The organism is Streptomyces sp. NPDC005070 (assembly GCF_053600395.1).
On the sequence record NZ_JBSFZS010000008.1, the window covers coordinates 40,440 to 65,332 of the forward strand.

Consider the following 24,893-nt stretch of genomic DNA (forward strand, 5'->3'; position numbering starts at 1 on the left):
CCCCGGTTGCCGGGGGCCGTGCGACCCGTGACGGTCGTACGGCTCCGGCGGGACCGGGGCCTTCTCACATCGCCGACGGATCCTGCGGGCCCCGGCCCGAGAGGACCTCCCCGTAGGCCTGCATGAGGTCGGGCAGCCGCAGGGTCGACAGGTCGTCGCGCGAGGGTGTGCCGGGGTATCCCGACAGCCGCAGATCGCGGTACGCGCAGCTCTTCTCGTACAGGGTGCGCAGGAAGCGGCCGTTGCCGAGCTCGTCGATCCAGCCCTGGTCGACGACGTGCCCGGCGATCGAACGCAGTTCGTCCAGCGCCTCCTCGTCCCAGATGTCGCCGTTCTCGGCGGCCAGCACCTCGCCGATGGAGGTCAGTTCGAGCGGGCGGTAGGAGGGGAAGTCCACGCGGCTGGTGAAGCGCGAGGACAGGCCGGGGTTGGCGGCGAGCAGCCGGTCCATGCCCTCGGGGTAGCCGGCGAGGATGACGACCAGGTGGTCCCGGTTGTCCTCGGCCCGCTTCAGCAGCACCTGAAGGGCCTCGTCGCCGTACGCGTCGCCCTTGCCGTAGCCGGAGTTGGACAGGGAGTACGCCTCGTCCACGAACAGGACGCCGCCGATCGCCGAGTCGATCAGCTCGTTGGCCTTCACTGCGGTCTGGCCGAGGTACTCGCCGACCAGGTCGGCCCGCTGGGCCTCGACCAGGTGGTCCCCGCCGAGCAGCCCGAGCGCGTAGAAGACGCGGCCGAGAATGCGCGCCACCGTGGTCTTGCCGGTGCCCGAGGGACCGGAGAAGACGAAGTGCCGTTTCGGCGGCTGTACCGGCAGCCCCTGCCCGGTGCGCAGCCTGGCCATGTTCAACTGCGCCGACAACGCCTTGACCTGCCGTTTCACCGGCTCCAGGCCCACCATGCGCTCCAGCTCGGCGAGCGCCTCGTCGAGCAGGGCGGGGTCGGTCGGTCCCGGCGGCATCGGCTGCACCGGGATCACGGCCTTCTCCCGGAAGCCGTCCGGCTGGGGCGGCAGCCCGCCGGGCGGCGACGGATCGGCGTCCGGGAGCCTCAGGTCGCGCCCCTCGGTGCCGAACAGCGCGTCCATGCCGTCCGGGCCCTCCAGCACGTCCTGGCCGATCCCGGCGAGCGTGATCGCCGCGAGGTCGGCGGCGGCGTCGTCGTACCCGTCCCCCTCGGCGATGGCGGCGAGCCGGGCCGAGGTGTCCATGAAGGAGGGGTCGACCCGGTGCACCGCCCGGTACAGGGGCAGGGCCGCGGCGGACCGTCCGGTGCCCTCGTGGGCGCGGGCCAGCCAGTACCGCAGCTCCTTGCGCTGCGGCTGTTCGCTGCGACAGCGCATCAGCGCGGACGACAGCAGCGGCTCGGCCTGTCCGTACATCTCCAGCCGGACCCTCGCCATGCCGCCGAACAGTCCGGCCTCGATGCCGAGCATGGGATCGTTGATCAGCGGATCGGTGTGCCGGACCAACTGCTCCCAGTCCTTGACCAGATAGGCGCGGCACGCGTGCAGGAACCGCACCTGGTGGTCCGCGTCGACCGGCGGGAGTCCGGCCAACGCCCGGTCCAGCTCGGGGACATGACGCCCGTCGAGCCAGTGCGAGGCGTGCGCGAGCAGCAGGTCGCGCGGGCTCTCCAGTACCGGCTGGACCCACCAGCCCAGCCAGTACCAGGAGTTGAGGGTGCGCCGGTGGCGGGAGCGCTGCTCGCCGAAGCGGTCCCGGTGCCGGAACATCCGCAGCAGCGCGGTCGTCGTGTCCACCCGTAGCGCGTGCAGTCCGAGCCAGCCGTCCGCCATACCGGGGTCCATCCGGACCGCGGCGCGGAACTCCTCCTCCGCCTGCGGGTAGGCGCCCATGGTGTAGGCGTCCACACCTCGCAGCCAGGCCAGGTCGGCCGGGGCCTCGGGGCCCTGCGTGCCGAAGTCCATCACGTCCCCCACAAACCGTGCCCCCGATGGTCGGGGAGTGCCTCGCGGATCAGGACATCCCCTCGCCGCCGGGCCGGTGCCCGTCGGCAGCTCTGGTCGAACGACTGTGCCACGGACGGGAGTTGAAGCGGTGCGGCAGAGCAGCCGTCCGAAGGTCGCACCGAAAGGCATGGTACCTGCGGTGGACGGGCCTGCCGAAGGGTGCCGCACAGCCCGTTCCACGAGGTGGGAGCAGACGGGGCGCATGGCGAACGGTGACCCAGGGTGAGCGAATCACGCCGTGGGGAGTCCGGAAAGAGGGGATGTGGGCAGAACGAAGCCCCCGATCACGGGGGAACAACCGGGGGCTTCGCGACTGCGGGCGGCTCCCGAAGGGCCGCTGCTTCAGAACGTAAGACCTGTACGGCCCCCTGGTCAAGCAGAGTTGGGGCACTGAGGCAACTTCTCCGGAGTGGGTCTTCACAACTTCAGCACGCTGCGGATGGTCCATCACGGTGAGTGATGACCTGGTCCGGTCCAGGCGTCCCAGCAGGCCCGGTCAGTACCTCGTATCCCTCGGGACACTGCCGCACCACATGGTCCGCGAACGGCCGTGTGGGGTCCTCGGCGAAGTGCCGGCGCTCGGCGCGGACCCATCCGTCCCAGAAGTCGCTCTGTGCCTGTCCGTCCCGTCGCCGTCCCCGAGCCCAGGCCTCCTCGTGGGGCAACTCCATCCACAGGAGCCGCGCGAGCCAGGGCCGCAGCGCCCGGCGCCCCGCGCCGACGCCCTCGAGGAGCACCACGGGCGCGGCCGGCAGCTCGCGGACCGGTCCGAACTCCCGGGCGCTCCAGTCGTAGGCGGCGTAGTGCGCCGTCTCGCCCCGCCCGAACGGCTCGATCACCCGGCTCAGCAGGCGGCCGGTCCAGTCGAACGGTTCCTCGTGGGTGGCGATGTCGTCGAGGTGGAGCACGGGTGCGCCGCCGAGGGCCGTCGCCAGTCTCCCGGCGAACGTGGTCTTGCCGGAGCCCGCGTGGCCGTCCACGCCGATCAGACGGACGGGCCCGCAGGAGGGCGGCAGCCGGCGCAGCCGCGAGGCGAGGTCGTGAATGGGGTTTCCCGGGGTGAGGTGCGGGGTCGGGGTGAGGGGTTGGCGCAACCCTGGGGAACATTCTATCGAGACGCCGTCCACAGCGGATCCATGGGTTCAGGATGGTGTCGCATTGAACTATTGATTGAACAATCCTCAAGAACTTCGCGGCCCGCTCCGAAAAGTATCGGCCTCGTGGAAGCGGCTATTTCGGATAGGGCGTTCCGGTGCTCGGAGATGCTGAGTAGGGTTCCTGTTGCGGAACACAGGCGTCGTACGTGGATGGACAGGGGAAGATGGCCGCGGGGTTATTCGAGGGGCAGTATGTGTGGCATCCGGCAGCCGACGACCGCAGACTCGCGAGTGTCTGCACGGATGTGAGAGCCGGCCGCTATCTCAGTGCCCACGAAGCTCTGAAGGAGACCCGCTCCGACTACGGATTACGGGCCCATCGGTCCCTGGTCGTCGCCTCCGAGGCCGCCGACTCCGATCTCGCCGAACGCTGGCTGACGGAGGAACAGACCCCCGAGGCCGCCCTGATGTGGGCCCGCGTGGCCGTCCTGCGCGCGTTACGCGCGGCCGACGCCAAGGACGATCGGGCCGAGGCGCTCGAACGCATAGCGCTGACCGCCTGCGACCGGGCCGCGCTGATGGACCGGGCGGATCCCACGCCCTGGGTCGCCCGGCTGTCCATGGCCCGGCTGCACGATCTGCGCGACCCGGCCCCGCAGGGGCTGCTGACCCAGCCTCCCGGCCCCTGGCGTCTGTTCTCGCACGTCCTGCGCCTCGACCCCTGGAACCGTGAGGGCCACCACCGGTTCCTGGCCTTCTTCTTCACGCGCTACGGCGGTTCCGTGAACGCCGCCTGGGACGTCGCCGCCTTCCTGAGCCAGCGCGCCCCCGCCTCCTCGCCGCTGCGGCTGCTGCCGCTGGTGGCCCTGGTGGAGAGCTACAACCCCACGCACCTGCTGGTCGACCGCACCTGGGAGCAGCCCCAGTGGCGTTCCACCGCGCTCGCGATCTACCAGAACTGGCTGCCGGAGGTGACCGGATACCGCTTCACGCCGGTCCTCGACCTGGCGTATCTGGCGCACGCGCTGTTCATGGCGCAGCGCGAGTTCGAGGCGCGTGCCGTGCTCATGGCCATGGGCCCCTACGCCTGCCGTATGCCGTGGAGCGTGTTCGGCGAACCCGAGGAGCAGCTCTCCCGTGCCCGCCGCGCCTGCGGCCTGCCCGTGCCGGGGGCCGGCTGAACGCCGGCCCTCCCTGACGTCCCGCACCACCCCCGAGAGAAAGGACAGCCGTGTCAGAGCGCATATCGGTCCCGAGCCGGACGACGGGCGCGGGAAAGAGTTCCGCCGTCTTCGACGACGACGCGACGCTTCATGCGATGGGATATCCGAGAAAACTCACCCGTCGATTCCAGGCGTTCGACAACTTCGCGATATCCTTCACCATCATCAACATTATTTCTGGTATTTTCTCGTCCTTCGGGTTCGGAATGAATGCCGGCGGCCCGCGCGTTCTCGTGTTCGGCTGGATCGGCGTCTCCGTGATGGTGCTCTTCATCGGTGCCGCGATGGCCGAGGTCGCCTCCGCCTATCCGACCAGCGGGGCGCTCTATTTCTCCGCAGGCAAGCTCGCCAAACGGCACAAGGGCGCCTGGTCCTGGTACACGGGGTGGCTGAATTTCGTGGGTCAGGTGGGAGGTACGGCCGCCACCGGATACGCGGCCGCCACGTTCATCCAGGCGTTCGTGGCCCTGCAGTGGCACTCGTACGAACCGACCGCAGAGCAGACGGTCCTGATCACCGCGCTGATCATCGTGCTCCAGGGTTTGGCCAATACCTACACCGTCCAGCTCGTCGCCGTGGTCAACCGGATCTCCGTGTGGTGGCTGCTGGTCGGGCTCGTCGTGATCGTGAGCACACTCATCGTGATGCCCGACGACCACCAGTCGGCCTCGTTCGTCACGCATTTCGCGAACAACACCGGTTTCACGAACGGGATTTACGGAGGGATGCTCGGGCTGTTGGTCACGAGCTGGACCTTCACGGGCTTCGACGGCAGCTTCCACATGTCCGAGGAAACGGTGCGGGCCACGGTCAACGCGCCGAAGGGGATCACTCGTTCGATCGGCTATTCGGCGATCACCGGGCTCATCCTGATGCTTGCCCTTGTGTACAGCATTCACGATTATGACCGGGTCGCCTCGTCCTCGGCGCCGCCCGTGCAGATTCTCATCGACGGGCTTGGCATGGGCATGGCTAAGTTCATCCTGCTGATCGTCATCGGGTCCATGCTCTTCTGCGGGCTGGCCAACCTCACCAGCAACACCCGGCAGATCTTCGCCTTCTCCCGGGACGGCGCCATGCCGGGCTCCCGCTGGTGGCACTCCGTCTCGCCGCGCACCCGTACCCCCGTCAAGGCCGTCTGGCTGGCGGTGGCCTGCTCGCTGGCCCTCGTCCTGCCCGGCTGGTGGTCGCACACCGCCTTCACGGCCATCGTCAGTGTCAACGTCGTCGGGCTCTTTCTCGCCTACGCCGTGCCGGTCTTCCTGCGGCTGCGGCTCGGCGACGAGTTCCAGCCCGGCCCCTGGAACCTGGGCCGCTGGAGCAAGCCCGTCGGCTGGGTGGCCGTGACCTGGATCCTCGCCAGCAGCGTGCTCTTCATGCTGCCCCAGGTCTCGCCGATCACCGGGGACAACTTCAACTACGCCTCGATCGCGCTCGCCGCGGTGCTGATCGTCGCGACGGTGTGGTGGTTCGCCACGGCACGCCGCCGCTTCCAGGGCCCCGTCAGCTACGGCCGCCCCGACGAGGTCGCCGCCATGGACCTCGTCTGACCATCGGTCCCCTCGGCCCCGGCGCCCGCCGGGGCCGAGGGTGTCCCAGGTCATGCCAGTGGTCCCGACCAATATTGGTGGGCGCGGCACGGGCCGAAGTGCTGGCAGAAGTCGCCCTCCGGCGTCCATAGTTGGCCCACAACAGAGCATTCTTTGTCATACGACAGAGCATTGGGCCCGCCCGTTCCGGACACCTGGGGGTTCTCCACCCATGAGCAGAGCCGAACAGCCGTCCCGCAGAATCGTCCTGGCCGCCGCGGTGGCAGCGGCGGCGGTGGGGGCCGCGGGGCCGCCGGCCGCCGCCGCTCCGGCCCGCCGGACCAGAGCGCCCGGCGGACTCGTCGACAACCGTGCCTGGACCTCGTACAGCGACTGGCGCTCGGGCAGCGCGCGGGGCGCTCGGGCCGTGCCGGGCGCCCGCCCCGGGCTGGCGATCGGCGCCCCGGCCGGCACGACGGACTACACCGACCCGCACACCGGCAGGACCGCCACCTGGGAGTACGCGACCTGGACCTCGCCCGTCCACCGGCTCGCCGTCCCCGCCACGGAGGCCATCGCCTCCTGGAACGCGCACACCCCGGCCGGCACCTGGATCCAGGTCGAGCTGACCGGCACCTACTCCGACGGCACGGACACGCCCTGGTACGTGATGGGCCGCTGGGCCTCGGGTGACCAGGACATCAGGCGCACCTCCGTGGACGACCAGACCGACGGACGCAGCACGATCTGGACGGACACCTTCTCCATCGACGACGCGGCCTCCGGCCTGCGCCTCGTCTCGTACCGGCTGCGCCTGACCCTCTACCGCACCCCTGGCTCCAAGATCACGCCCACCGTGCGGCGGCTGGGCGCGATGGGCTCCGACATCCCGGACCGCTTCACCGTCCCCGCCTCGGCCCCGGGTCTCGCCCAGGAGCTGAACGTTCCGCCCTACTCGCAGGAGATCCACGCCGGTCAGTACCCCGAGTACGACAACGGCGGCGAGGCCTGGTGCAGCCCCACCTCCTCGCAGATGATCATCGAGTACTGGGGGCGCAGGCCCACCGCCGAGCAGCTCGCCTGGGTCGACCCGGCCTACGCCGACCCGCAGGTGTGCCTCGCGGCCCGCTCGACCTACGACTACCAGTACGCCGGATGCGGCAACTGGCCCTTCAACGCCGCCTACGCGGCCACGTACAAGGACCTCCAGGGCGTGGTGACCCGGCTCGGCTCGCTCACCGACCTGGAGACGCTGATCGCGGCCGGCATCCCGGCCATAACGTCCCAGTCGTTCCTCAAGACCGAGCTGACGGGCGCGGGCTACGGCACCTCGGGCCACCTCATGACCGTCATAGGGTTCACCGCGGACGGCGACGTGATCGCCAACGACCCGGCCTCGCCCGGCGACGCCGCGGTGCGCAGGGTCTACAAGCGCTCCGAGTGGGAGACCATCTGGCTGCGGACCAAGCGCTACAACGCCTCCGGGAAGGTCGTCTCCGGTACCGGCGGGGTCTGCTACCTCTACTTCCCGGCGCATCCCTCGGCGCGCCAGCGCAAGGCGCTCGCGGCGGTGGGCATCCGGTGATGTGACGGCGGCCCCCGTCGGCCGGGGGCCGCCGGACCGGCCGGAGTGCCGCCCCACAGGGCGGGCTCCGGCCCGGCCGGGGTCGTGTGACGAGACCCACACGCGGTGCCGGGCGGGCGGAATCCAGCGGGATCCCGAGCCGTCGGGCCGTGGACGTGACCTGGGTCTCTACCGGTGACCGCGACTCCGGTGGCAAGGTGGTCGGGTCGGTGGGGAGCCGACGGGAGGCGGGGGACGTCACCGCACCACTACGTCAGCGAGATGCCATGACCGCGAGTTCCGCCACCGCCCCTCGTCTCGGCGCCCGTACCGGAGGCCCGAAGGACGACGGCCCGAAGATCCTCGAACACGTCGTGGGCTGGATCTTCGTGGTGGTCGTGGCGATGCTCGTGACGCGGCTCGGTCTGATCTGAGAGGGCGCTGCCGCCGGGGAGCCCGCGGCCCGCTCCCGGACACGACGGGCCGGGCGCCGATCGCCCCCGGATGACGGTCGGCACGGTTCTGCCATACTGCCCATGTTCCGTCGGCAGTTGGAGACCAGGGCCGGAATTGAATAATAGTCAACAACGCGAGGTCGACCGCCCCCGAGCGCGGGGCACCGACCGCTCACTGGCGCGCCGCGCCGAACTCATCGCCATCGGGCGGAAGTTGTTCGCCGACACGTCGTACGACGCCCTGTCGATGGACGACATCGCGCGGCAGGCGCACGTCGCCAAGGGGTTGATCTACTACTACTTCAAGTCCAAGCGCGGCTATTACCTCGCCATCGTCGAGGAATCGGTCGCGGAGCTGGTCTCCCGGGCCGCCGACGGTCTGGAACTTCCCCCGGTGGAGCGGGTCCAGCGCACGATCGACGGCTATCTCCGCTACGCCGAGCACAACCAGGCCGCCTATCGCACGATCATCTCGGGCGGCGTGGGCTTCGACGCCGAGGTGCAGGCGATACGCGACGGCGTGCGCGAGGCGATCGTCGCGACGATCGCCGAGGGGGCGTACGGCAGGGGGAGGGTCGGACCGCTTCCGCGCATCGCCCTGCTCGGCTGGCTGCACAGCGTGGAGGGAGCCACCCTCGACTGGATCGGCCACCCGGTGCTGTCGCGCGAGACCATGCGCGAACTGCTGGTGAAGATGCTGGGGGGTGCGATGCGTGCCGTCGAAGAACTCGATCCCTCGTACGCGGCCCCGCCCGACGCCCGGCGGGACAACTGACCGAACGGTATGAGGACTAGACCACTCTGTCAATGGTTCGGACCAATGCGTCGGCCCTCTCGGCAGCCGGCCGGATCCGACCGGTGACCTCGGCGTCGCGCCGAGGTCACCCGCGCGGGTCCCCGGCGCCCATGCCGAACTCGTTCCGCGGATCCCGCGACGTGCCGAACCGGCCGTCGCCCTGCGGGTCCCGGCCCGGGGCGAAGCGCTCCTCCGCCCGCGATTCGGTGAGCGCGCCGAACTGCCCGTATCCGAACATCGCCGACGGCGCCGCCAGGCGTACCCACTCGGGGTCGTGGCGGCCCGGCAGCGTGCGGCCGCGATCCGCCCAGGTGCGCATCAGGGCGCGGTAGATGGGCGGATCCTGAACCGGCGGGGGTGGCGGTGGCGGCGGTACCCAGTGAACCGATTGCGTCGGAGCCGGGACGAGGATCCGGCGCCGGTGCCCGGTCGCGGAAGGTGTGGGGCTCATGCCGGGGCAACGTGCGGGCGGGCGGACAGGTCACCGGCCCTTGGAATCGGGTGTGTGTTCAGGACGGGACCCTCACGAGCCCGGTGCCGGTGCGTGTGCCGTCCGGTCCTCGGTTCCGCCGTCTGGTCCTCGGCGGATATCTGACGTACCGTCAAGTCGACCGCCGCCGGGAGCCTCGCCCGTACGGGCGACATCGGCCGCCGCCGGGGGGCGCCCCTGCTCGCAGGCCGTGGGGGAGTGCGTGCCCCGTCCCGCGTCTCCGCCGTGATCGACCGGACAGGTTCCAGGAGGCTCGACGTGAACGACGACCGTCCCGTCCCCCTCGACGAGTACCCCGTGCACCAGGTCCCGCTGTCCATGAAGCAGGTGGCGAGCGGCGACCGCAACGCCTACGACCGCTGCATCTTCCACATCCTCGACCACCGGGGCCGGGCCCTGCTGATCCTCGGCCTCGGCGTCTATCCGAACGTCGGGGTGATCGACGCGTACGCCACGCTGCGCCTCGGCGACGCGCTGCACGCCGTCCGGGCGTCCGACGCGCTCGGCGAGGACCGGATGAACCTGGCCGTGGGGCCCCTGCGGATCACCGTGGAGGAGCCGCTGCGCCGGCTGCGGCTGCGCTCGGACGACAGTTCGCTGGCGTACGACATCACCTGGACCGCCGACTTCCCGGCCCTCTGGGAGCCGCACCACGTCCAGCGGCGCGGCGGCCGGCTCACCCTGGAGGGCCGCCGCTTCGTACAGGCGGGCGGTGTCGAGGGCGTCATCCGCGTCGGGGGCGACGAGATACCCGTCGCCGCGGGGGAGTGGACCGGCACCCGCGACCGCAGTTGGGGGGTGCGCCCCATTCCGGGGGAGGAGGGCGGCCGGCTCGCCGCCGAGAACCCGACGGAGGGATTCCACTGGATCTGGTGCCCGGTGCGCTTCGAGGACCGCTTCCTGATGGTCGTCGTCCAGGAGGACGCCGACGGATACCGCACCCTGGGCGACGCGACCCTCGTGCGCGACGGTGAGCGCGACCTCCAGCTCGGCTGGCCCCAGGCCGACATCACCTACCGCTCCGGTACCCGGCACCCCACCTCGGCCGTCGTCCACCTGACCCGCCCCGTGGACCGCAAGCCGCTGGAGCTGGGGGTGGAGGTGCTGGCCTCGTCCCCACTCGCGGTCGGCGCGGGATACCCGCCCGCCGACGACTGGCAGCACGGCACCTGGCGCGGCCGAGGCTGGACCGACCACCGCGTCTACGACCTCTCCGACCCGGCCGCGCACCCCCTCGCCCGCTACGGCGTGACCGACCACGCGGCCCGCTTCACCCTCGACGGGCAGGTCGGGTACGGGATCTTCGAGCACGGCTCGTTCGGCCGCCACGATCCGAGCGGCTTCACCGGGTTCGACTCGGTCGCGCCCTGAGAGGAGTGGCGACATGGCCACGGCACCCCGACCGCGGACGACCACCCGTGACCCCGAGGAGCTCGCGCGCAGGCTGACCGCCTGGCTGGACACCCGTCTGCCGGGCGCCCGCGCGGTGAACGTGAGCGTCCCCGAGTCCAACGGCCTGTCCAGCGAGACCCTGCTCTTCGACATCGGGCATCCCGAACCACCGTTGCGTGCCTGCGCGTTGAGACTAGCGGCGGACCCGGGGGCGTACACCGTCTTCCCGGTCTACGACATGGTCCGCCAGTACCGCACGATGCGTCTGGTCCGCGAGCGCAGCGATCTGCCGGTGCCCCGGGTGCGCTGGCTGGAGGAGGACCCCGGACCGCTCGGGGCACCGTTCTTCGTGATGGAACGCGTCACCGGGCGCGTACCGCCCGACGTCATGCCCTATACGTACGAGGGCAATTGGCTGCACGCGGCGACCGATCCCGAACGCGAGCACCTGGAGGCCGCCTCGATCGCGCTCCTCGCCCGGCTCCACGACCAAGTCCCGCCGAAGGAGGCGGACTTCCTCGCGCTGCCCGGCGACGGCAGCCCGCTGCGCCGCCATGTCGCGGCCCAACACGCCTACTACGCGTGGGTCATCGGGGGACTGGCGCGGTCCCCGCTCATCGAGAGCGCCTTCGGCCGGCTGGAGGAGCTGTGGCCGCGCGACGAGGGCGAGGCGGTGCTCAACTGGGGCGACGCCCGCATCGGGAACGTCGTCTACGACGGCTTCGACCCCGTCGCCGTACTCGACTGGGAGATGGCGGCACCGGCCCCGCGCGAGGTCGACCTGGGCTGGACCGTCTATCTGCACCGCTTCTTCCAGGACCTGACCACGGGGTTCGGGCAGCCCGGTCTGCCCGGCCTCCTGCGCCGCGACCGCGTCGAGGCACGCTACGCCCGCCTCACCGGCCACACGCCCCGGGACATGGACTTCTACACGCTGTACGCCGCCCTGCGGCACGCCATCGTCATGCTGCGCATCGCCTACCGCCAGGCGTACTTCGGCGAGGTGAGCGTCCCCCCGGACCCGGACACACTGATCCTGCACCACGGCAGCCTGCGGGCCATGGTGCAGGGCAGCTACTGGGACGAAGCGGGCGGCACCCGCTGAACGTGCCGAGCGGTCAGGCCGCGCGCCGCATCTCGGAGACCCGCAGGGGGACCGAGCTTGGTCCGCCTACGTGGGAGAACGGCTGCGTGCGCCAGTCCAGTCCCTGAGGGAGTGTCAACAGGAGGGCGGTGTCCTGCTGCTGGGGTTCCGCGCTGTCGTCGGCGGACCGCGCCTCGGCGGCCGCGAGGCCCGTGCCCGAGCAGACGGTGAGCCCGAACGGGTTCCACGGGGAGGCGCACAGGGCGTGCTCCGGCAGGACCTCCTCGTCCGCCAGCAGCGCGATGGGCTGCGCACAGGCCGGGCAGATCACCCGGTACATCTCGAAGGTGTCGTACGCGTCGAACTCGTCACCGTCCAGGGTGTCGGATTCGACGCCCTCCGGCTCGGGTTCGAGCACGGCCTGCTGCCGCTGAGGTGCGGTACGACCTGGGCGCTTAAGACTCTGCATGGGATTCTCCCCCTCGGGTGGGCCGACAAGGCACTGCGACCTCGACCACAGCAAGCACTTCCCGTCCCGTCTTCGCGGTAATCACGCGAACCTGACGGACCCGGTTGCATTCATGTGTCCTTCGTCACATGCCGTCCGCAGGTGCCCGGCGCTCGGCGGAACCGGGCGGCCGGATGGCGCGCGAACGGCGCCTCGCCACATCACAAAGCGGGTATGACCTGCGCCGCTGAGTATCCCGGGGGATCGGCGGCCCTGTAGGTTCTTGCGCCATGGAGGAGCTGGACCGACAGATCGTGCAGCTGCTCGTCGCAGACGGGCGGATGAGTTACACCGACCTGGGCAAGGCCACGGGCCTGTCCACGTCCGCCGTGCATCAGCGGGTACGCCGTCTCGAACAACGCGGCGTCATCCGGGGCTATGCCGCGGTCGTGGACCCGGAGGCCGTCGGGCTGCCCCTGACCGCCTTCATCTCGGTGAAGCCGTTCGACCCCAGCGCCCCCGACGACATCGCCGAACGCCTCGCGGGCGTCCCGGAGATCGAGGCCTGCCACAGCGTCGCGGGCGACGAGAACTACATCCTCAAGGTGCGTGTCTCGACCCCGCACGAACTAGAGGAGCTCCTCGGGCGGCTGAGGGCGCTCGCGGGCGTGTCGACGCGCACCACGGTCGTCCTGTCGACACCGTACGAATCCCGCCCGCCCCGCATCTGAGGGAACCGCCGGGGCAGGGCCGCGCGATCACACGGACCCGCCCGGACCGGCGGGCCGACCGGACCGGCCCGCCGTGTCGGACCCACCCGGGCGACGGCCGGCCGCCGGCAGGCGCGAGACTGTTCCCATGAGTGAGAGCACCGCCCCGTCGGACACCGTGCTGCTGCGCGGTGGAGAAGTCCACAGCCCCGCCGACCCCTTCGCGACCGCCATGGTCGTGGAACGGGGACAAGTCGCCTGGGTCGGCTCGGAAGGCGCCGCCGACGCCTTCGCCGACGGGGTCGACGAGGTCGTCGACCTCGAAGGCGCCCTGGTCACCCCGGCGTTCACCGACGCACACGTGCACACCACCGCGACCGGACTCGCCCTCACCGGCCTCGATCTGTCCGACGCGCCGTCCCTGGACGCGGCGCTCGCCCTCGTCCGCGATTTCGCCGCCGCCCGTCCGGCCGACCGGGTGCTGCTCGGCCACGGCTGGGACGCGGCCCGCTGGCCCGGCGGCCGCCCGCCGGCGCGCACCGAACTCGACGCCGCGACCGGCGGACGCCCGCTCTACCTCTCCCGCATCGACGTGCACTCCGCGGTGGCCACGAGCGCGCTCCTGGACCTGGTCCCGGGCGTCACGGCGCTCGCCGGGTACGCGCCCGACGGCCCCCTGACCCGCGACGCCCACCACGCCGTGCGCGCCGCCGCACTCGGCGCGATCGGCGACACGCAGCGCACCGGGGCCCAGCGAGCCGCGCTCGCCCACGCGGCCTCGCTCGGCATCGGCTCCGTGCACGAGTGCGGCGGCCCCGAGATCTCCTCCGAGGACGACTTCACCGGACTGCTGCGGCTCGCCGCCGAGGAGCCCGGACCGCGGGTCGTCGGCTACTGGGCCGACCGCGACGTCGAGAAGGCGCGGGCCCTCGGCGCCGTCGGCGCGGCCGGCGACCTCTTCGTCGACGGCTCCCTCGGCTCGCACACCGCCTGCCTGCACGAGCCCTACCTCGACGCGGACCACACGGGCCTCGTCCACCTCGACGCCGACGCCGTCGCGGCCCATGTGGTCGCCTGCACCGAGGCGGGCCTCCAGGCGGGCTTCCACGCCATCGGGGACGCCGCGGTGGCCTCCGTGGTCGACGGCGTCCGCGCCGCCGCGGAGAAGGTCGGCCTGGCCCGTGTGCGCGCCGCCCGGCACCGCGTCGAGCACGCCGAGATGCTCACCCCGGAAACCGTCGCGGGCTTCGCCGAACTCGGCCTCACCGCCTCCGTACAGCCCGCCTTCGACGCGCTGTGGGGCGGTGAGGACGGCATGTACGCGCAGCGGCTCGGAGTCGACCGGGCCAGGGCGCTCAACCCGTTCGCGGCCCTGCTGCGCGCCGGTGTGCCGCTGGCCTTCGGGTCCGACAGCCCCGTGACCCCGCTCGACCCGTGGGGCACCGTGCGCGCGGCGGCCTTCCACCGCACGCACGAGCACCGGGTCTCCGTGCGGGCCGCCTTCACGGCCCACACGCGGGGCGGCTGGCGGGCCGTGGGACGGGACGACGCGGGCGTCCTGGTGCCGGGCGCGCCCGCGGACTACGCCGTGTGGCGCACGGGTCATCTCGTGGTCCAGGCCCCCGACGACCGGGTCGCGCGCTGGTCCACCGACCCCCGCTCCGGTACTCCCGGCCTCCCCGATCTGACCCCCGGCGGCGACCTGCCCGTCTGCCTGCGCACCGTGGTCGGCGGACGGACGGTATTCGTACGGCCTAACGAGTGATGTCCCGGGGTGCCCGGTGCTCTGCCAGGGCCCGGCACCCCGACGTTCGACCTGCGCATCCTCGGCGCTGACCAGGGCTTTGTCGGAAAAGGCGCAGATCAAGCCAGTGTTGACAGCCTGCCGCAGGGGGCGGGTAGGTTCTGCCGGGTCCACCACCGGACGGCCGACGGGGGAACTCCGCACGGCCTCGCAGCGCCGCTGGGTCAGGGGTGGTGCGCCGCACCGGCGTACCGCCACTGGGAAGCCAGGCCCAGCACCGGCGCCGCGAGGCGAGGGAACGTTCCGACAAGTCGGCAGGTGTGACCCGGGTGGGGCCCGGACGTTCAGTAGACAACGGCTTTCGGTCGACCCGCAGCCAGCGGGTCCCAGGTCGGCCCGAAGGGCGCCGGGCCCCGATCCGAAGGACGCGAGGCCGCTCCGGCGCGTCCGCTCTTACCCGCCTCTTGGCGAATCGACACCCCCGCAGGGCCGCCGCGACGCAGCGGCGCAGGCTGGGCGCACTATGGTGGACCCCTGCGTACGGATACGAAGGGGCAGCAGTGAACGACGGCGACGGGACCCTCGCGGCGGAAGCCCAGGGGAGGCGGTTCGGCCCGCTCGGCACGGCCTTGGTGATCATTCCGACCTATAACGAGGCGGAGAACATCAAGAAGATCGTCGGCCGGGTGCGCTCCGCCGTGCCCGAGGCGCACGTCCTGGTGGCGGACGACAACAGCCCCGACGGCACGGGCAAGCTGGCCGACGAGCTGGCGGCCGACGACGAGAACGTCCAGGTCCTCCACCGCAAGGGCAAGGAAGGGCTCGGTGCCGCCTACCTAGCGGGGTTCCGCTGGGGTCTGGAGCACGGCTACGGCGTACTCATCGAGATGGACGCCGACGGCTCGCACCAGCCGGAGGAACTTCCCCGCCTGCTGACCGCGCTCAAGGGCGCCGACCTCGTCCTCGGCTCGCGCTGGGTGCCGGGCGGCCGCGTGGTGAACTGGCCCAAGTCCCGCGAGTTCATCTCGCGCGGCGGCAGCCTGTACTCCCGCGTCCTGCTCGACGTGCCGATCCGGGATGTGACGGGCGGCTACCGCGCCTTCCGCCGCGAGACCCTCGAAGGTCTCGGCCTCGGCGAGGTCGCCTCCCAGGGCTACTGCTTCCAGGTCGACCTGGCCCGCCGGGCGGTGAGGGCCGGCTACCACGTCGTCGAGGTCCCGATCACGTTCGTCGAGCGCGAGCTGGGCGACTCCAAGATGAGCCGCGACATCCTCGTGGAGGCGCTGTGGCGCGTCACCACCTGGGGTGTGGGCGAGCGGGTCGGCCGGATCACCGGCCGCAAGCGGTCCTGACCCCGCCCTGAGACCACGCGAGGCGCTCTCACCGGCCCGCCCTGACGCCACGCGAGGCGCTCTCACTGGCCCGTCCAGACGGCAGGGGCGGGCGGGTGAGTCGCGCCGAGGCCCGTGGGCGCCGGGTTGAGCGTCCGCTTATCCCGATTTGAGGCGCGCCCAGGCACACTGGGAGCATGACGACAGGCGTTTCGACCCCCACCCGCCCGCAGCGCTCGCGGCTGCGCACCTTCCTGCCGCTCGGCGTCGCGGTATGGCTGGTGCTGGAGATCTGGCTGCTGACGCTCGTCGCGCGCGCCACGAGCGGTTTCGTGGTGTTCCTGCTGCTGGTCGCCGGGTTCGTCCTCGGCGCCGTGGTCATCAAGCGGGCCGGCCGCCGTGCTTTCCGGAATCTGAGCCAGACGCTGCAACAGGCGCAGGGCGGTGTCATGCCCGTGGGCGGCGACAGTGGCCGGGGCAACGGCCTGACGATGCTCGGCGGCCTGCTCCTGATGATCCCGGGCCTGATCTCCGACACCGTCGGACTGCTCCTGCTGGTCCCGCCGGTCCAGAAGGGCGTCAGCCGCCTCGCGCAGAGCGCCTTCGAGCGGAAGATGCGGCTCGCCGCGCCCGGCACCGTCGGCGACGCCTTCCAGCAGGCCCGTATGCACCGCCCGGACGGCAAGGTGGTCCAGGGCGAGGTCATCAGGGACGACGCCCCGCGCGAGCCCGGCGGCACCTATCCGCCCCTGAACCGCTAGCCGGCACACGGCCCGCAGCGCCGGCCCCGGGAGCGCGACTTCGGGCCCTGTGGGCCCATGACGTACGGAATTGAATCCTCCCCCAGCTGAAGCAGGGGGATTCCTGGCTCACGCTGCCTGCGGGTCAGCGACCCAACCGGTCTTCCACGATCAACACCAGCCGGGTTGAAACCAGCCCGGTTTGATACAGCAAAGCTTGAAGGGAAGCCCGACCCCGGCCACCCCGGAAGCGAATGCGCCGAAACGCACGAGACCGCGGGCCCCGTACCTGACGTACGGTGCCCACGGTCTCGGCGTGCGGTGTATGCCGCTCGACCCTCTGAGGGGTCAGGCGGACTTTCGGCTGTCCCGCGGATGCACCGCGATGTTCATCGCGCCGCTGCGCAGGACGGCCAGGCGCTCCGCGAGGACCTCTTCGAGCTCCTCGCGAGTGCGCCGCTCCATCAGCATGTCCCAGTGGGTACGCGCGGGCTTGGCCTTCTTTTCCTCAGGGCCGTCGCCGTCGACCAGGAGTGCCTGGGCCCCGCAGACCTTGCACTCCCACTCAGCCGGAATTTCGGCCTCCACCGAGAAGGGCATCTCAAAGCGATGTCCCTTCTCGCATGCGTACTCCACGGCCTGGCGCGGGGCCAGGTCGATGCCGCGGTCCGTCTCATAGCTGGTCACTACGAGGCGTGTGCCGCGAAGAGCTCGCTCACTCATGAATCGTGCCTCCCGGGCTTGTCGCCCACAGGACAGGTGTCGCTGTCGTCGTCATCCGGTCAACGTCCGGTCGGCGGTAAAGATTCCCGTTGTGGGTCATGCGTCGCCGTCGTAGCCGCCCCTTGTTGTACCCACCGTCGCCCGGTTTGTCACATCTGGCATCAGATGTCACCCAACGCTTCAGTATCATTGACGCGCAGTAACGGTACGCCAGGCAGGCCAAACGCGTACACTACCGCTCTTTGGCCCCGGACGCTAAACCATCTCGGGCACGGGATTACCCGCGTCCCGGATCGCCTGACGCACAGGGACCCGCGCCAGCAGGACGAAGCCGATGGCGAAGAAGACCACGAGCGAGATGATCGCGTCCCGATAACTTCCCGTGAGCTGGTAGGTCAGTCCGAAGAGCAGCGGGCCGAGCCAGCTCATCCCGCGGTCGCTCATCTCGTACGCGGAGAAGTACTCGGCCTCCTTCCCGCTCGGCACGAGGTGCGAGAACAGGGAGCGTGACAGCGCCTGGCTGCCGCCCAGGACCAGTCCGATGCCGGCGGCGAGGACGAAGAACCACACGGGTGCCCCCGCGGGCAGGAAGTAACCGGCGGCGAGGGTGAGCGTCCAGGCGACGAGTGAGCCGAGGATGGTGCGTTTGGCTCCGTACGTACGGGCCAGCCGGCCCATGCCCAGTGCGCCCCCGACCGCGAGCACCTGGACCAGGAGTACGGCCGTGATCAGGGTCGACTGGCTGAGGCCCAGTTCCTCGGAGCCGTAGACGGAGGCCTGCGAGATGACGGTCTGGATGCCGTCGTTGTAGATGAGATAGGCGAGCAGGAAGGAGAGCGTGAGGGGCTGGCGGCGCATGTCGCGCACCGTGGCGGCGAGCTGGCGCCATCCGTGCGCCGACGCCCGGCCGGTCGGGGCGGCACGGCGATCGCGCAGCCGCTTCAGCGGGACGAGGGTGAAGGCGCCCCACCAGACACCCGCCGAGGCCAGACAGATGCGTACGGCCGTCGACTCGGAGACGCCGAAACTGTCATGAGCCGTGAAGAGGACCAGGTTCGCCACCAGGACCACGGAACCCGCCGCGTACCCGAAGGCCCAGCCGCGGGAGGAGACGGCGTCGCGCTCCTCGGGCGGGGCGATCTGCGGAAGGTAGGAGTTGTACAGGACCATCGACACGGCCAGCGAGGCGTTCGCGACGATCAGCAGCAGCCCGCCCAGCAGATAGCGGTCGCCGTCCAGGAAGAACATGCCCGTGGTGGCGGCGGCGCCCAGATAGGCCGCCGCCGCGAGCAGCGGCTTCTTGCGGCCCGTCCGGTCGGCGGCGGCACCCGCCATCGGCATCACGACGATCGACAGGATGACCGAGGCCGAGACCGCGTACGCGAAGAAGGAACCGGCGCGGACCGGTACCCCGAGCGGGTGGACGAATCCGTCCGCGTCCGCCGCGTGCTTGGCCACCGCCGTCAGATAGGGGCCGAGGAACACCGTGAGCACGCTCGTCGAGTAGACGGAGCAGGCCCAGTCGTAGAAGTACCAGCCGCGCTGTTCTCGCCGGCGCTCCGCGGCCTCGTCGGCCGCCCCCGCCCGCACGGTGTCCGTGCTCACCCGTGCCTCGCTTCCCCGTGAACGGACCGCGCGAGGAGGCTCAGAACCAGGTGCCCCGGTCTTCCAGGACCTTGCGCAGCGTGTCGATGTGATCGGTCATGATGCCATCGACTCCCAGGTCCAGGAGCCGGTGCATGCGTTCCGATTCGTTTACGGTCCACACGTGCACCTGGAGCCCGCGCGCGTGGGCGGCCCGTACGAAGCGACGGTCGACCACCGGTACACCCGACTGTGTCTCGGGGACCTGGGCCGCGACCGCGGAGCGCCGCACCGCCGCGGGCACGCCCCACGAGCGCAGCCGCAGATTGAGCACCCCCCGGGTGCCGAACGAGGTGGCCAGGCGCGGCCCGGCGAGATGCTGGGCACGGGTCACCCGGGCCTCGGAGAACGAGCCGACGCAGACGCGGTCCCAGGCGTCGGTGCGGCCGATCAGGTCGAGCAGCGGGGCGAGCGCGGGTTCGGTCTTGACCTCGACGTTCCAGCGCGTCTCGGGGAACTCTTCGAGCAGCTCCTCGAAGAGGGGAACCGGCTCCTTGCCCGCCACGCGTGCCTGGCTCACGTCGGCCCAGGGGAGGTCCGCGATCCGGCCCGCGCCGTCCGTCACCCGGTCGAGGGTCGTGTCGTGGAAGGCGACCAGCCTGCCGTCCGCCGTGGCGTGCACGTCGGTCTCGATGTAGCGGTACCCGGCGTTCACCGCCCGCCGGAACTGCGTCAGGGTGTTCTCCAGGCCGTCCGCAGATCCGCCGCGGTGTGCGAAGGGGATCGGGCCGGGATGGTCGAGGTAGGGATGAAGAGTGCGCGTGCTCACCCCGGCAGTATGGCGCGCTCGGGTTGACCTGGGGCGACAACGGCGCTGCGGAGCGGTGCCGGACGGGCGGCGAACACCTTCAGGAAGAGCTGGGCCAGGGGTCCGATGGCGACGGCGTACAGCACCGTGCCGACCCCGACCGTGCCGCCCAGCACGAAGCCGGTCGCGACGACGGCCACTTCGAGGACCGTGCGCACCAGGCGGACCGAGCGGCCCGTACGCCGGTGCAGTCCCGTCATCAGACCGTCGCGGGGACCCGGGCCGAAGCTGGCCGAGATGTACAGGCCCGTGGCCACGCCGTTCAGCCCGACGCCCGCCACCAGCAGGGGAATCCGCAGAGCCAGTGAGTGGGCGTCCGGGATCAGCGCCAGGGTGCCGTCCATGGCAAGGCCGACCACGAACACGTTGGAGACGGTGCCGAGGCCGGGCCGCTGGCGCAGCGGGATCCACAGGAGCAGCACCGCGGCCCCCACGATGATCGACACGACGCCGATCGTCAGACCGGTGAGCTCGGCGAGGCCTTGGTGCAGTACGCCCCATGGCTCCAGGCCGAGACCCGCCTCCACGAGGAGCGCCGAGCTCGCGCCGTACAGGGCGAGCCCGGCGTAGAGCTGGACGAGACGGCGAGGGAGCCGCCCGGAGCCGGGAGCCTCGGCGGGTGCGGACTCGGAATGTGTGGACAAGGGATGCCCCCGGTGGTGGTAGTGGCCTGGCGCATGACACTCTGTGGCTTGAGAAGTGGCTTCAACCATGGCCAATTCGGGGAAGGTGGACTGGAATCATGGCGCAGTGGACTTCGGCGGTGGGGGCCGCGCAGCTCGCCCGGCTCCTCAACTCCCAGCAGGAGCGGCCCGCCGGCCCGGGGACCCGGCGTCCGCCCGCGTATCGCGCCCTCGCCGACGGTGTGCGGCTGCTCGTGCTCGAAGGACGGGTGCCGGTCGCCGCGCGGCTGCCCGCCGAACGCGAACTGGCGCTCGCCCTGTCCGTCAGCCGGACGACCGTCGCCGCGGCCTACGAGGCACTGCGCGCGGAGGGCTTCCTGGAGTCGCGCCGCGGAGCCGGGAGCTGGACCGCGGTGCCCGCCGGGAACCCACTGCCCGCACGCGGACTGGAACCGCTGCCTCCCGAGGCCCTCGGCTCGATGATCGACCTCGGCTGCGCGGCGCTGCCCGCGCCGGAGCCGTGGCTGACCCGAGCTGTCCAGGGCGCCCTGGAGGAACTGCCCCCGTACGCGCACACGCACGGCGACTACCCCGCGGGCCTTCCCGCGCTGCGCGCCATGCTCGCCGAACGCTATACGGCCCGCGGCATCCCGACCATGCCCGAGCAGATCATGGTGACCACCGGGGCGATGGGCGCGATCGACGCGATCTGTCATCTCTTCGCCGGGCGCGGCGAACGGATCGCCGTCGAGTCCCCCTCCTACGCCAACATCCTCCAGTTGATGCGGGAGGCCGGTGCCCGGCTGGTGCCGGTCGCGATGGCCGAGGGACTGGCCGGCTGGGACATGGACCGCTGGCGGCAGGTCCTGCGCGACGCGGCGCCCCGGCTCGCGTACGTCGTCGCCGACTTCCACAACCCCACCGGCGCGCTCGCGGACGAGGACCAGCGACGCGGGCTCGTGGACGCGGCGCGCTCGGCCGGCACCGTGCTCGTCGTCGACGAGACGATGAGCGAGCTGGATCTGGACGAGGGGCTGGAGATGCCGCGCCCCGTGTGCGGGTTCGACCCGGCCGGCTCGACCGTGATCACCGTCGGTTCGGCGAGCAAGGCCTTCTGGGCGGGTATGCGGATCGGCTGGGTCCGGGCCGCGCCCGACGTCATCCGCAGCCTGGTCGCCGCGCGCGCCTACGCCGACCTCGGCACGCCCGTGCTGGAGCAGCTCGCCGTCAACTGGCTGCTCAGCACGGGAGGCTGGGAGGAGGCCGTCGGCATCCGGCGCGCGCAGGGCCGCGAGAACCGCGACGCCATCGTCGCGGCCGTCCGCAGGGAGCTGCCCGGCTGGGAGTTCTCCGTGCCGCGCGGCGGTCTCACGCTCTGGGTGCGTACGGGCGGGCTGTCCGGTTCGCGGCTCGCCGAGGTCGGCGAGCGCGTGGGCGTACGGGTGCCCTCGGGGCCCCGGTTCGGGGTCGACGGCGCCTTCGAGGGATACGTCCGGCTCCCGTTCACCGTGGGCGGCGCGGTCGCGGACGAGGCGGCGGCGCGACTGGCCGCGGCCGCCCGCCTGGTGGAAACCGGCGCGACCGGAGGAGAGGACGGACCTCGCACGTTCGTGGCGTAACGCCGGACGGCTCCCGGAGCGGGGTCGGGCTACGCCGAATGGGTTCCGGGCGTTCGTGGCGTGGCGCCGGACGGGACGCGGAGCGAGGCCGGGCTACGCCTGACGGGTTCCGCCTGGTCGTCGCGTTCGCCGGACGGGGCCACGGCTTCGTCTCGTTCGCCCGGACGGCCCCGGGCTGTCGCGGCGCAGCGCCGGACGGGCCCGGAGGTTCGTCGTGTACGGCGGACGGCCCCGGATGTACGTCTCGCGACGCCGGACGGGCCGGAACCCGCTCGGGTTTCGGCCCGTCCGGCGTCCGTGCGGACCTCGGGGGCGGTGCGTCCTGCCCTCGCCTATCCCTCCGCTGCCGCGACTTCCGCGACCCCGGAGGGCAGTTGTTCCGCCGCGTCCGCGGGCGTCGTCCGTTCCGGCAGCAGGTCGAGCACCGCCTGCCGCTGCGCCTCGCTCGTGGCGTCGTCGTAGGGGTCCGGCGTGGCGGGGACCTGGAGGCGCAGGACGGGTCCGGTGCCCAGGCGGGCGTAGCCGCGGCCGGGCGGGACGTCCCGGGTCGGCGTGGTGTGCGGGGGCGCCCCCAGGACCGCTTCCAGCTCGGCGGCCGAGGCGGTGCCGAGCACCACGCGCGCGCGGATGTGCTGCCGCACCGCGTCACCGATGAAGTCGAGGTTCTCGAAGTGCTCGGCGATCACGACCGTGACGCCCGCGGCGCGGCCGTGCCGCAGCGGGGTCTGGAGCAGTGTCCGGGGGTCCTCGCGTCCGTCGGCCGCGGCCAGATGGCCGAGCGCGCTGGGCCGGTCCAGCAGGATCCACAGCGGGTTCCTGATGTCGTCGGGGGTGGGATGCCCCGCCTGGCGGGCGCGGTTCGCGGCGATCAGCCGCCGCTCGGTCTCGTGCGCCGCCCATTCGAGGCTCGCGAGCGCCCCGCCCGTCGAGCACTCGACGGCCAGGACACCCTCGCGCCCCGTCAGACACGCGTACTCGCCGGTGCCTCCGCCGTCGACGACGACGACATCGCCGTGCTGGAGGGCCTGCAGGGCGATGGAGCGCAGGAGGGTGGTCGTGCCGGCGCCCGGTTCGCCCGTGATCAGCAGGTGCGGCTCGGTGGAGCGGGCGCCCGTACGCCAGACGACCGGCGGAACGTCGCGCTGCTCCGCGCCGTGGGTGAGGGGGAGCGTGCGCTGGACGTCGGCCGGATCGGTGAATCCGAGGACCGTCTCGCCGGGCGCGGTGACGAAGCGCTGGGCGGCGATGTCGGTGGGCAGGGGCGCGAGGACCGTGACGGTGAGTTCGTTGCCCTCCTCGTCCCAGTCGAAGTGGTACTCACGGCCGCGGCCCGACTTGGCGTGCAGGAGCTGCTCGATGCGGGCGCGGGAGTCCGGTTCGCCGTCCGTGAAGTACGCGGGGTAGTGGACGAGCAGACGGGAGATCCGTCCGTCGTCGTCGAAGTCGTACGAGGTGAAGGCCTTCTCCCAGTCGCCGCCGTGGGCGTACAGGGGAGCGGGGTCGTCGGCCGCGGAGAAGTACGGGACGAGCGCGTCGTAGAGGCACTGGAGGCGTTCGATCTGCGCCTCGTCCGGGCCGGTCGCGGGCGGTGGGGTGCGCTCGCGACCGGTCCAGGCTGCCGCCGCCATCAGGGTGATGACGGCGAGCAGCGGTCCGTACGGCACCAGAGCCACGATCAGGACCACCGAGGCCACCAGGAACAGCAGCGGTCCGCGCCGGTCCTTGGGGGTGGCGGCCCACTTGCGCCGTCCGGCGGCTGCCAGCCGGCGCAGTCCACGGGTGACCGTGATCAGTGGATGGAGGACGTCGGTGGCGCTGTCGGCTGCCGTCCGGGCCAGCTCCCGGCGCTTGGCGAACTGTGCGGTGCCGTTGCTGAGGATGCGGGGGAGAGGGCGCCGAGCCACTGCTGTCTCCTGGAGGTGCGTACGAGGTGGGGGGACGTCGTCAGAACTTGATCCCGCCGAGGAGGCCCGCCAGGCTCTCCCCGCCGGCCTTGATGCTCGGCGCGATGGCCGTGCTGGCGAGGTAGAAGCCGAAGAGTGCGGCGACGAAGAGGTGCGACGCCTTCAGCCCGTCCTTCTTGAAGAACAGGAAGACGATGATGCCGAGAAGGACGACGCCTGACATGGACAGAATCATTTGAGCTCTCCTGGATCGTGGGGACGGTCACCATGAGTTGTCCCAGGATCACAGCATGTATCCATACTATAAAAGGTGCAACAGGGTGAAAACTGGCTGATTTCACCCGCGTGACAGAGCCGGCTTGCGCCGCCTGAGCTGCTCCGTTGCGCTCGATGCGCACTTTGTGATCTTTGCCGTGGAGGATGCCTGTCATGTGCCGCCGGAGCCAGTACCCTGTCGATTCACCCGAACGGTTGCATGGAGAGGCGGTCCGGCCGATGAGCGAAGCCCCCGACCCCGAGGTCGTGGAGCTCGCGACCAAGATCTTCGATCTTGCGCGACGCGGCGAGACGGAGACGCTCGTGGCGTATGTCGACGCGGGTGTCCCGGCCGACCTCACCAACGACCGCGGAGACTCGCTCGTGATGCTCGCCGCCTACCACGGCCACGCCGACGCGGTCCGCGCGCTCCTGGAGCGCGGCGCCGAGGCCGACCGGGTGAACGACCGGGGCCAGACCCCTCTCGCCGGCGCCGTCTTCAAGGGCGAGGAAGCCGTCATCCGGGTCCTCCTGACCGCCGGCGCCGATCCGGCCGCGGGCACCCCCTCGGCCGTCGACACGGCGCGCATGTTCGCCAAGACGGACCTGCTCGAATTGTTCGGCACGCCATGAATCGAACGCGCTGACCAGGCGAAACGCAGGAAAAAAGGGAGGCGGAACGGGGCCGCCGGAAATACGGTCGCGGCAGGAAGAACGGCCGGGTCATCATGGCGACGTGATT

23 protein-coding genes are annotated in these 24,893 nt (G+C 71.4%); 13 read left to right on the plus strand and 10 right to left on the minus strand.

Features of this window, described 5'->3' with window-relative positions:
* Positions 1-64: 64 nt before the first annotated feature.
* Both ACWEBX_RS04850 and ACWEBX_RS04855 read right to left on the minus strand, forming a co-directional pair.
* Entirely contained in the window at positions 65-1,930 is a 1,866-nt protein-coding gene (locus ACWEBX_RS04850) for an AAA family ATPase (RefSeq protein WP_451883481.1), read from the minus strand.
* 467 nt (positions 1,931-2,397) lie between these two features.
* Positions 2,398-3,066, minus strand: a complete 669-nt coding sequence (locus tag ACWEBX_RS04855; protein WP_451883482.1) for a uridine kinase family protein — start codon at positions 3,064-3,066, stop codon at positions 2,398-2,400.
* Between the two features lie 227 nt (positions 3,067-3,293).
* Between ACWEBX_RS04855 and ACWEBX_RS04860 the strand changes: the two genes are divergently transcribed.
* From ACWEBX_RS04860 to ACWEBX_RS04880, 5 genes are all read left to right on the plus strand, one after another.
* Positions 3,294-4,250 (plus strand): hypothetical protein, encoded by a 957-nt coding sequence (locus tag ACWEBX_RS04860; protein WP_451883483.1) that lies wholly within the window; start codon positions 3,294-3,296, stop codon positions 4,248-4,250.
* Between the two features lie 50 nt (positions 4,251-4,300).
* Entirely contained in the window at positions 4,301-5,842 is a 1,542-nt protein-coding gene (locus ACWEBX_RS04865) for an amino acid permease (RefSeq protein WP_451883484.1), read from the plus strand.
* A 211-nt stretch (positions 5,843-6,053) separates the two neighbouring features.
* Positions 6,054-7,406, plus strand: coding sequence for a peptidase C39 family protein (locus ACWEBX_RS04870; RefSeq protein ID WP_451883485.1), 1,353 nt, complete (start codon positions 6,054-6,056; stop codon positions 7,404-7,406).
* Between the two features lie 266 nt (positions 7,407-7,672).
* On the plus strand, positions 7,673-7,819 hold the full coding sequence (locus ACWEBX_RS04875; RefSeq protein ID WP_451883486.1) for an SCO1431 family membrane protein: 147 nt from the start codon (positions 7,673-7,675) through the stop codon (positions 7,817-7,819).
* Positions 7,820-7,955: 136 nt separating this feature from the next.
* Positions 7,956-8,615: a TetR/AcrR family transcriptional regulator gene (locus ACWEBX_RS04880; RefSeq protein ID WP_451883487.1), complete on the plus strand. Its 660-nt coding sequence runs from the start codon at positions 7,956-7,958 to the stop codon at positions 8,613-8,615.
* Between the two features lie 106 nt (positions 8,616-8,721).
* On the opposite strand, the gene ACWEBX_RS04885 is transcribed toward ACWEBX_RS04880, so the two are convergent.
* On the minus strand, positions 8,722-8,955 hold the full coding sequence (locus tag ACWEBX_RS04885; protein WP_451883488.1) for a hypothetical protein: 234 nt from the start codon (positions 8,953-8,955) through the stop codon (positions 8,722-8,724).
* A gap of 429 nt (positions 8,956-9,384) precedes the next feature.
* Here ACWEBX_RS04885 and ACWEBX_RS04890 point away from each other — a divergent pair, with 429 nt between their 5' ends.
* Positions 9,385-10,497 carry a hypothetical protein gene (locus ACWEBX_RS04890; protein WP_451883489.1) on the plus strand — a complete coding sequence of 371 codons (1,113 nt, stop codon included), beginning with the start codon at positions 9,385-9,387 and terminating at the stop codon, positions 10,495-10,497.
* 13 nt (positions 10,498-10,510) lie between these two features.
* Positions 10,511-11,623 (plus strand): phosphotransferase family protein, encoded by a 1,113-nt coding sequence (locus tag ACWEBX_RS04895; RefSeq protein ID WP_451883490.1) that lies wholly within the window; start codon positions 10,511-10,513, stop codon positions 11,621-11,623.
* A gap of 13 nt (positions 11,624-11,636) precedes the next feature.
* On the opposite strand, the gene ACWEBX_RS04900 is transcribed toward ACWEBX_RS04895, so the two are convergent.
* Positions 11,637-12,071, minus strand: a complete 435-nt coding sequence (locus tag ACWEBX_RS04900) for a hypothetical protein (protein WP_451883491.1) — start codon at positions 12,069-12,071, stop codon at positions 11,637-11,639.
* Positions 12,072-12,340: 269 nt separating this feature from the next.
* Between ACWEBX_RS04900 and ACWEBX_RS04905 the strand changes: the two genes are divergently transcribed.
* The 4 genes from ACWEBX_RS04905 (at position 12,341) to fxsA (ending at position 16,596) form a co-directional block, all read left to right on the plus strand.
* Positions 12,341-12,781 (plus strand): Lrp/AsnC family transcriptional regulator, encoded by a 441-nt coding sequence (locus tag ACWEBX_RS04905; RefSeq protein ID WP_037621061.1) that lies wholly within the window; start codon positions 12,341-12,343, stop codon positions 12,779-12,781.
* Between the two features lie 127 nt (positions 12,782-12,908).
* On the plus strand, positions 12,909-14,525 hold the full coding sequence (locus tag ACWEBX_RS04910) for an amidohydrolase (RefSeq protein WP_451883492.1): 1,617 nt from the start codon (positions 12,909-12,911) through the stop codon (positions 14,523-14,525).
* A gap of 539 nt (positions 14,526-15,064) precedes the next feature.
* On the plus strand, positions 15,065-15,856 hold the full coding sequence (locus ACWEBX_RS04915) for a polyprenol monophosphomannose synthase (protein WP_451883493.1): 792 nt from the start codon (positions 15,065-15,067) through the stop codon (positions 15,854-15,856).
* Positions 15,857-16,032: 176 nt separating this feature from the next.
* Entirely contained in the window at positions 16,033-16,596 is a 564-nt protein-coding gene (gene fxsA, locus ACWEBX_RS04920; RefSeq protein ID WP_451883494.1) for an FxsA family membrane protein, read from the plus strand.
* A 327-nt stretch (positions 16,597-16,923) separates the two neighbouring features.
* Here the strand turns inward: fxsA and ACWEBX_RS04925 are convergent, their stop codons facing one another.
* The 4 genes from ACWEBX_RS04925 to yczE all read right to left on the minus strand — a co-directional run bounded on the left by ACWEBX_RS04925 (position 16,924) and on the right by yczE (position 20,394).
* The gene (locus tag ACWEBX_RS04925) at positions 16,924-17,298 is read right to left on the minus strand and encodes an RNA polymerase-binding protein RbpA (RefSeq protein ID WP_261709266.1); all 375 of its coding nucleotides are present in this window, start codon (positions 17,296-17,298) and stop codon (positions 16,924-16,926) included.
* 255 nt (positions 17,299-17,553) lie between these two features.
* Positions 17,554-18,903 carry an MFS transporter gene (locus ACWEBX_RS04930; RefSeq protein ID WP_451883495.1) on the minus strand — a complete coding sequence of 450 codons (1,350 nt, stop codon included), beginning with the start codon at positions 18,901-18,903 and terminating at the stop codon, positions 17,554-17,556.
* 40 nt (positions 18,904-18,943) lie between these two features.
* Entirely contained in the window at positions 18,944-19,711 is a 768-nt protein-coding gene (locus ACWEBX_RS04935) for a glycerophosphodiester phosphodiesterase (protein ID WP_451883496.1), read from the minus strand.
* Positions 19,708-20,394 carry a membrane protein YczE gene (gene yczE, locus ACWEBX_RS04940; protein ID WP_451883497.1) on the minus strand — a complete coding sequence of 229 codons (687 nt, stop codon included), beginning with the start codon at positions 20,392-20,394 and terminating at the stop codon, positions 19,708-19,710. Before yczE ends, ACWEBX_RS04935 begins: the two co-directional genes overlap by 4 nt.
* A gap of 98 nt (positions 20,395-20,492) precedes the next feature.
* Here yczE and ACWEBX_RS04945 point away from each other — a divergent pair, with 98 nt between their 5' ends.
* Positions 20,493-21,992, plus strand: a complete 1,500-nt coding sequence (locus ACWEBX_RS04945) for an SCO1417 family MocR-like transcription factor (RefSeq protein ID WP_451883498.1) — start codon at positions 20,493-20,495, stop codon at positions 21,990-21,992.
* Positions 21,993-22,324: 332 nt separating this feature from the next.
* Here ACWEBX_RS04945 and ACWEBX_RS04950 read toward each other — a convergent pair whose 3' ends face one another.
* On the minus strand, positions 22,325-23,896 hold the full coding sequence (locus ACWEBX_RS04950; protein ID WP_451883499.1) for a hypothetical protein: 1,572 nt from the start codon (positions 23,894-23,896) through the stop codon (positions 22,325-22,327).
* Positions 23,897-23,936: 40 nt separating this feature from the next.
* On the minus strand, positions 23,937-24,131 hold the full coding sequence (locus ACWEBX_RS04955) for a hypothetical protein (RefSeq protein ID WP_451883500.1): 195 nt from the start codon (positions 24,129-24,131) through the stop codon (positions 23,937-23,939).
* A gap of 260 nt (positions 24,132-24,391) precedes the next feature.
* Between ACWEBX_RS04955 and ACWEBX_RS04960 the strand changes: the two genes are divergently transcribed.
* The gene (locus ACWEBX_RS04960; protein ID WP_361688267.1) at positions 24,392-24,784 is read left to right on the plus strand and encodes an ankyrin repeat domain-containing protein; all 393 of its coding nucleotides are present in this window, start codon (positions 24,392-24,394) and stop codon (positions 24,782-24,784) included.
* Positions 24,785-24,893 lie beyond the last annotated feature (109 nt).